At 49.5% G+C, this 8,190-nt stretch carries 8 protein-coding genes; 2 read left to right on the top strand and 6 right to left on the bottom strand.

The genetic code is table 11. The features are described 5' to 3' along the window. Positions 1-155: 155 nt before the first annotated feature. The 5 genes from EKM70_RS10945 to EKM70_RS10925 form a co-directional block, all read right to left on the bottom strand. Positions 156-431, bottom strand: a complete 276-nt coding sequence (locus tag EKM70_RS10945) for a hypothetical protein (protein WP_125547770.1) — start codon at positions 429-431, stop codon at positions 156-158. Positions 432-505: 74 nt separating this feature from the next. After that, a complete protein-coding gene (locus EKM70_RS10940; protein WP_125547768.1) occupies positions 506-1,687 on the bottom strand; it encodes an MDR family MFS transporter in 1,182 nt (393 codons plus the stop codon). Between the two features lie 719 nt (positions 1,688-2,406). Further along, positions 2,407-3,798 carry a replicative DNA helicase gene (gene dnaB, locus EKM70_RS10935; protein ID WP_057878207.1) on the bottom strand — a complete coding sequence of 464 codons (1,392 nt, stop codon included), beginning with the start codon at positions 3,796-3,798 and terminating at the stop codon, positions 2,407-2,409. A 159-nt stretch (positions 3,799-3,957) separates the two neighbouring features. Beyond that, a complete protein-coding gene (gene rplI / locus EKM70_RS10930) occupies positions 3,958-4,410 on the bottom strand; it encodes a 50S ribosomal protein L9 (protein ID WP_057878208.1) in 453 nt (150 codons plus the stop codon). Positions 4,411-4,476: 66 nt separating this feature from the next. Next, positions 4,477-6,492, bottom strand: a complete 2,016-nt coding sequence (locus tag EKM70_RS10925; protein ID WP_125547766.1) for a DHH family phosphoesterase — start codon at positions 6,490-6,492, stop codon at positions 4,477-4,479. Positions 6,493-6,748: 256 nt separating this feature from the next. Between EKM70_RS10925 and EKM70_RS10920 the strand changes: the two genes are divergently transcribed. Further along, the gene (locus EKM70_RS10920) at positions 6,749-7,510 is read left to right on the top strand and encodes a MerR family transcriptional regulator (RefSeq protein WP_125547764.1); all 762 of its coding nucleotides are present in this window, start codon (positions 6,749-6,751) and stop codon (positions 7,508-7,510) included. Positions 7,511-7,577: 67 nt separating this feature from the next. Here EKM70_RS10920 and EKM70_RS10915 read toward each other — a convergent pair whose 3' ends face one another. After that, positions 7,578-7,880, bottom strand: a complete 303-nt coding sequence (locus EKM70_RS10915; RefSeq protein ID WP_191985899.1) for a VOC family protein — start codon at positions 7,878-7,880, stop codon at positions 7,578-7,580. Positions 7,881-8,056: 176 nt separating this feature from the next. Between EKM70_RS10915 and EKM70_RS11675 the strand changes: the two genes are divergently transcribed. Beyond that, the coding region (locus EKM70_RS11675; RefSeq protein WP_164506290.1) for a helix-turn-helix domain-containing protein at positions 8,057-8,190 on the top strand (134 nt) is incomplete at its 3' end.

Here is an 8,190-nt window from a genome sequence, read left to right as displayed (position 1 = left end):
GTGCTAGTGCGCCACGTTGAAAACGTGATAAAGTAGATGTACCCAAAGTAATCACTCCCTATATTGGTTGGAATTAGCTACTACCATTGTAAGTGATTGCTTTGGGCTTTTTAATTTCTGTTCGGATTAATTATAGAATTTGCCATACACAAACGTTACTTTCCCCGAGTCTGTTGTTGTCCCTGCGGTGAAGTGGTTGTCTGACGACTAACCGTCTTCCCTGCCTGACTAGTCGTGGTCTGCGTCTTAATCTCAACGTGACCATGACCCGTTGTCTTCTTATTGGTGACCTGCACCACCGTTTGCCCCGAAGTGGGCTGAACGACGGAATCCGTAATGGTTGACTGATTTCCCGATGGTCGCCCACAAATAATGAGCCCCACAATTAAACCAATCAGCAGGCCGCTAATTCCCCGTATTCTTCTGTTCATGAGCCTTCCCCTGATTTCCCTAGTGTACGATCAATCTCCTACTATCAGGTATTATACACCATTCAGGTGAAAACTCATTTAAAAGTTTTTACGCGGCGCCGGTTGACCGTCACCACGAAAACATTCAATCCCAGAATAACCATAATCGTTGCCGCAGCAATAATGAACAGCAGCGTATAGGAAGTCTGATCGATGATGATCCCCCCCATTAGCGGTCCAAGGGCTTTCCCAACGGACGTCCAGGCATTGGACATCCCCTGATACTTCCCTTTAACTGCGGCCGGCGTGAGATTATTGACAATCGCGGGAATTGCCGGAAAGGCCGTTGCTTCACCCATCGTCAGGATAATCATGGCAATGGTGAAGTGAGCATAATCCTTGGCGAAGATCAACGTGACAAAGGAGATCGCCAGGAAGAAGATCCCGGCGTAAACCTGTAGGTACAGATTACTGAAGTAGTTCCCAAGCCAATTAATAAAGACCTGTAGAACCACGATCAGCCCCCCATTTAAGGTCCATAGTAGACTGTAACTCTTCATGGGGATCCCCATGCCCGTCATATAAACGGACAGGTTAGATTCCCACTGCGTATACATAATCCAGATAACCATTAACGAGAAAAAGAACGTCAGCATAATTCGCTGGTTAGGCCGTGGAATGTTGATCTTAACCTTTTCTTTGGCTGAGACCACCTTGGGTTGCGTCACGGCAGGCGCATTGTAATGTCGAATCACCACGATGAAGAACAGGACGAAAAGTCCAAAGGCAATTGCAAATAATAGCGTGACACTCGTGCTGTACACGTACCCCACCAGGGCTGTCCCCAAGACCACCCCTAGGTTCTGTGCGAAATACAGCATGTTGAAAATGTAGCGTCCATCGCGGCTATGAATCGTCGTCCCTAGAGAGTTTACCATGGTCAACGTCCAGCCCGATGCTAACCCTAAGAAGATCAGGGCAATCGGGAAGGCCGGCCAACCATGATTAATGATCAGTCCCCCCAGAGTGATTAGCGAGACAAGAATCCCACCAATCGTTAAATAATAAGGGTTTCGGCGGTCAAACAACCGGCCCCCAAGGACACTCCCGACAACATTTGCTAGGGAATAAAATAATAGGATCACCCCAACCTTTGTCAGTGATGCGCCCAGTCGGTTATGCAGGTAAATGGTCGTCAGCGGCCAAATAAAACTCATGCCGATACTGCTGAACAAAGCGCCCACGACTAACCAACGCAACCGAATTTCTTTTTGCATATATTATACAGCCTCTCCTTTCCTGAAACATGTTAAGCCTTATTCTAGCACTACAGGGGGGGCCTCCACCAGTCCCCCCTTTAAACTAATAAGCCACCCCACCACTTTTTGTTAAAACCGTTCCAATCGCTCAGGGGGGCCGTCCTAATTCAACAGTAACCTAATTTTTCCGAATGAACGTGATTTGCCAGTTGGCTAATACTCAAAAAGGTGGGATATGCCGCCAATAACTCTGGGCATGTCAAGACCTTGATCCATCACGATACTCTCACTTCCTCGTCATCGATCGTGATCACAGAAGATGAGGCCTCCCAGCTAATCGCCACCGTCATCATCGCCGCTACCAATGTTTCACATGAAACATTGTTCGTCAGACCGATTGAACGACCCCCTGAACCAAAATAACCATAAAAAAAGACCACCGCTCGGGGAAAGCGATGATCATCGGAGTAGGGGTAACGTCATTATAAGAATGACGTTAACTATTTTTTCATTATTCCAGGGGAGGAGGAGTACATGAAAAAAGATTGTTAATCTTTGGTAGAAGCAACCACTCGGTTAACTTCTATACTGTACATACTAATCGCAAAATATGATGAAAATGTGAACTTTTTGGCACGCCACTATGAATTTTGCACATAAACACTATTTAAATGCTAATTAGCCCCATAATCACCATGATTACGGGGCTAAATGAGTTCAATTCAATTCAATTTGATTTAGTGCCCATCTGGAACGTAAGCCACCGATGAAAACTTATTATATGACTTCACGAAGAGTAATTTGACCGTCCCACGTGGACCCGAACGGTTCTTTTCGATAATGACTTCGACTTCCCCCACGTCCTGGTCACCCTCGTCACGGGGATCACTGTCATTATTGTCATCTTCATCCCCGTCACGTTCATAGTAATCGTCACGGTATAGAAACGACACGATATCGGCATCTTGTTCGATTGATCCGGATTCCCGAATATCGGACAACACGGGCCGCTTATCCTGCCGCTGTTCCACTCCCCGAGAGAGTTGGGACAACGCAATGACTGGCACGTGGAGTTCTTTAGCCAGTTTCTTTAATTGCCGTGAAATATCGGAAACTTCTTGTTGCCGACTTTCGTGGTTGGTCCCTTCAATCAATTGGAGGTAGTCAATCACAATGAGACCAAGATTGCCCTTTTCCTTAGCGAGCCGACGACACTTGGCCCGGATTTCGGTAATCTTATTCCCAGCGGTGTCATCGATGTAAATGCTGGCCTTGGCTAGGCTCCCCATGGCCACGATCAGGTTCTGCCACTCATCCTCGGAGAGTTGCCCCGTCCGCAGGTGATTGGCATCGATCGACCCTTCCGCACACAGCATCCGGTTAACCAGGGACTCCGCACTCATTTCCAAACTGAAGATAGCCACGGTCTTATCGGTCTTGGTTCCCACGTTCTGCGCGATATTTAACGCAAACGCGGTCTTCCCCACGGCCGGCCGGGCGGCGAGAATCATTAATTCATCGTCGTGTAGCCCCGTGGTCATCTTATCTAGTTCGGCGTAGCCCGTCGACAGCCCAGTAATCACGTCTCCCTGTTCGGAGAGCTTGTTAATTTCTTCAAAGGAATTATTCAACACGTCTCGGATCGGTTTGAAACCCGATTGATTCCGAGTCTCCGCGACGTTCATAATGTCTCGTTCGGCATTGTCGAGGAGGTCGGTGACGTCCCCGTCTTGTTGATAACCCTGAGTGGCGATGTTCGTGGCCGTCTGAATCAGCTTACGCAGTAACGACTTTTCCTGGACGATCTTGGCATAGTACGTGGCGTTAGCAGCGGTCGGAACGGCCCCTGCCAATTCAGCGATATAGGTAATCCCGCCCACGTCATCCAACTGATTCTTGGCCGTCAGTCGGTCCGTGATCGTCACCACATCAATGGCTTCATCCCGGTCGTTAAGTTCGATCATCGCCTGGAAGATAATCTGGTGTTCCCGGCGATAAAAGTCTTCCGGCTCTAAAAATTCTAACGCATCCACCAACGCGTCCGTACTCAAAAAGATAGCCCCGAGGACCGCCTTTTCGGCATCGAGGTTCTGTGGTGGTGTATGGTCTGTTAATACGTTATTATCCATGCTTGATTATTTACCTCTTTATTGGACACCAGTTCAACATCAGGTTTCTATTTTACCATAGTATCACGAGCCAAGGGGAAAAGTGACCCGAGTTTTCCCGACATCAGAATCGTAAATAAAAAAGCCACCGTGACTGGCGACCTTTCCGAAACACTTGTCTTACTTTTGAGTCACGTGAACGCGAATCTTAGCGGTCACTTGGCTGTGTAACTTAACGGGAACGTTCGTGTAGCCCAAGACCCGAATGGGTTCTGGGAGTTCCACCTTACGCTTGTCGAGCTTCAGACCAAATTGCTTCTGGAGGGCCTGCGTAATTTGCTTGCTAGGAATTGACCCGAACAACCGGCCATCTTCCCCCGCCTTGGCGACGATTTCAACGACTGTCTTGTCGTCTTCCAAGTGCTTTTGGAGTTCCTGAGCTTCGGCTAAATTTTCAGCCTCGCGCCGGTCTTCCGCCTTCTTTTCTGCCTTGAGTTGACTCATGGCAGCTTGGTTAGCCTCCTTGGCTAACCCGCGTTTAATCAGGAAGTTTTGGGCGTAGCCATCGGGAACGTTCTTAATTTCTCCGCGCTTACCCTTACCCCGGACATCTTTGGTAAAAATAACTCTCACGTCGGTCACTCCTCACTTAATATACTAACTTTAATCCTACGCCGAAACCCCACCAGAAGCAATTAACTATGTGGTAGCGGGTTCCGGTTCGCCGCTGTGATTAAGGAGGTCAATCAGCTGTTGCTTAACCTCAGCGACGGACTTGTCACTAATCTGGGTCGCCGCATTGGACAGGTGACCCCCACCGCCCATGGCTTCCATGGTGAGTTGAACGTTAATCTCACCCAATGACCGCGCAGAAATCCCAACGCGGCCATCGTCTCTACGCGTGATGACATACGAGGCATCCACGCCAGACATATTCAGGAGGTCATCGGCAGCCTGAGCCGCGGTGACGGGATCATAGGTCTGATCTTCTTCTCCCGCAATCAGGGCCATGTCTTCATTGACGAATTCCACCATTTCAATCAAGTGGTTTCGCTTCAAGTAACTGTCGACGTTTTCCTTCATGTACCGTTGCATCTCGACGGCATCGGCCCCCGCAGAACGAAGGTAACTGGCGGCGTCAAAGGTTCGCGTCCCGGTCCGTAACGAGAAGTGCTTGGTATCCACGAAGATCCCCGCCAACATGGCCGTGGCTTCCAGCTTGTTGATCGGTTCACCCTCCTGGGACTGGTACTCAAACATTTCGGTAATCAGCTCACAAGTTGAACTGGCATACGGTTCAATGTAGACCAGCAGTGGGTTTTCAGGGAACTCTTCGCCCCGCCGGTGATGGTCGATGATCATCACGCGGTTTTCTAGGCGGTCATAGAGCGCCGATGAAATGGAAATTGACGGCTTCGAGTGGTCCACCATCAGCAACATACTCTGATCGGTGGCTTTCTCCAACGCCTCTTCCGGCGAGATGATAGCGGCATCGATGGATGGGTAGTCCTTCAGGTTGTCCAGCAAGCGCTGCACATCGGAGTGGACCGTTTCCTTATCCAACACGATCCAACAGGTCTTGTTGTTCATCTTGGCAATCCGTCGAATCCCTAGACAGGCTCCCAGGGAGTCCATGTCAGGCTGCGAATGGCCCTGAACGAAGATCTGGTCAGACTCGTTCATCAGCTCTTGCAGGGCTTGTGAAATCATCCGTGCCCGAACCCGCGTCCGTTTCTCCATTGGGTTGGTCTTCCCACCATAGTAGCGGGCAGCCTGGTCAGCAGCCTTCACCACGACTTGGTCCCCACCTCGGCCCAGCGCCAAGTCCAGATTACTCTGGGCTTGGTCGGCCAGCTTGTTGAGGTTCGGATCACCGTAAGCAATCCCCATACTCAAGGTCAGCGGGAAGTTCTGCTTGGACGTGGTCTCGCGAATCGTATCAAGAATCTTAAATTTATCAGCTTCGATCGCAGCCAGCGACTTGGCGTAGGCCAGGATGAAGTAATGGTCATCGTCCAACTGCTTGAGGTACATATCAAACTGCTGAACCCAAGCCGACAGCTCGTTGGTCACGTAGTTCCGCAGATTCGAAATATCCTGATCGGTCATCGACTGGGTAATCTCATCGTAGTTATCCAAGAAGACCTGGCCGATCGCGATCTTTTCATTGTCATACTGTTCTTGAATCAATTGGTAATGCGTGATGTCATACAGGTAAACGGCATGAAAATCCGGTTGCACGTACATCGTAAACCGCTGGTCTTGCCACTTAATGGTGGTCATCGTCTGCGGTTCAGCCGCACTAATCAAGGCCGCCAACTCGGGGTCGACTTCCTTAATCGGCCGACTCAGCACGTCGGTGTCACCAAAGTAATTCTGCAGGTAGGGATTGACCCATTCGACCTGGTCGTTGTCCCCCAGAATCATCACACCCGGTGGCATACGCAGTAACGCCTCTTGCTCTCCTTGCTGGATGCGAAAGGCCAAGTCGGAAATATATTGCGTGGTGTCGTCACCAATCTCCGCCATGGTATTAAACACCATCAGCGTGGCAATCCCCACTAGAACTAAGATGACAATCCCAAAGATCCAATTCAACAGGAAGGATAGGACGATGCCGAGGATGGCCAGAGCAGCGGTCATAATAGCGATACCGCGTAAACGCCGATTCTGTAAGAATTCGGGGATGTTGGATCGCGAAAATAATTTATTCATTTTGCTCCTCATCTGATTCATCTGGAAAAATTTGTGTTCACCCACTAAAACAGCTTTTGAAAATTGGCGGGCTTAAAAGTTGCAAATAATACCCTTATTTTATCACATTCGGTGACAATCACAAAGACCCCGCTAACCGGATGAAACCTTAACGTGGCGGGGATGAATCCGATTTATTTTAATTTCTATTTTGGCTTGACCTTGACGCAGCGGTAACCCTTATAGTAGGTTGTAAGCACGAAAGGAGGTGAGTCCCGTGACCACCAGCATTCAAGAACTAGCGCGCCTGGCTAAAGTAAGCCCGCGTACCCTCCGGTATTACGATCAGATTGGCCTGCTAAAGGCCCATCGTAATCCCCAAAATGGCTACCGCGAATATGATGCCAGTGCCGTCGATCGGTTACAAATGATTCGTTATTTTCAATTGTTTGGTTTCAGCCTGGCCACTATCCAGGAACTTCTGGATCAGTCACCAGTTCGACAAACCGCGGCTCTCGCGCAACAACGCCAACACCTATTGGATGAACGGGAACACCTCACGACGCTGCTGACTACCCTGGACCGCACCCTCGCGGCCAGAAACGGAGGTCCGCAAATGACGGATTCAGAAAAATTCAGTGCTTTCAAGCACCAACAACTCATCACAAATGACCAGGAGTTTGGTCAAGAAGCTCGTGATCGTTACGGCGCGGCGGCAGTCGATACCAGTCAACGCAAATTTGCCGCACTCAGCGAGACGGACTACCAGGCGATGCAGGCCTGCGAACAACGCTTATTAACCAACCTCAAGGTCGTTGCCCAATCGGGCGATCTGGCCAGTGACTTGGCACAGCAAGTCTTCAATGACCACAAGACCTGGTTATGTTTCACGTGGAACAATTATTCTGCGGAGACCCATCGCGGTCTCGCCGAGCTCTACCTGAGTGACGAGCGTTTTGCCAGCTACTACAACGATCGCGTAGGGTTGCCTAATGCTACGGCAACCCTAGTTGCCATCATTCAACGCTATGCCCAATAATGACAACTGGATACGACAAGGGAGACTGCCAGCACACACTGTGGTAGTCTCCCTTTTATATCAAAAATTATTCGGCCGTGGGATCCTTGATCTGACTCCAAGGCATCACGTGAAGCATCCAGGAAATGCCGTAACGATCGGTGAAGTGACCCATCTTGCCACCCCAGAACTGCGATTCGAAGGGCATATCTACGGTAACCGTCTGTGAAGCCACCACCCGTTGATAGAAAGCCTCGGCGGCGGCCGCACTGGCGGCATCATCGGCATTGATATCCAAGATCAGATCAATTTGATTGCTGGGCGTCGGTACCCCACGAAAGGCATCCGCACATTGGAGGCTGGTTCCTAGGACACTGAAACCAGCATGCATCGTCATGGTCTCCAGATCGGCATCGGCCGGCAACCCGAATTGGGTCGCTTGCTCGGCACTAGGACGACGAATTTACAATTGAAGTGCAACGCTAATTAGAACATAAAAGAAGACTCATAGCCTGAGCCCTTGTAAAATGGAATCACCACAACACCATTACAAGGAGGACTCAGACTATGAGCCTGTATCATCATCTTACCTTAAAAGAACGAGAAATCATACTGACAGGTTTAACTTTAAAATATTCCCTTCGGCTTATTGCTAAGAAAGTAGGATGCTCTAAGGCAACTGTATCACGAGAAATTAGACG

The sequence above is a fragment of the Levilactobacillus lindianensis genome (assembly GCF_003946095.1).
GTDB lineage: Bacteria > Bacillota > Bacilli > Lactobacillales > Lactobacillaceae > Levilactobacillus > Levilactobacillus lindianensis.
Note: the sequence above shows the minus strand (reverse complement) of the source record. Positions and strands in the feature narration are given on the sequence as shown.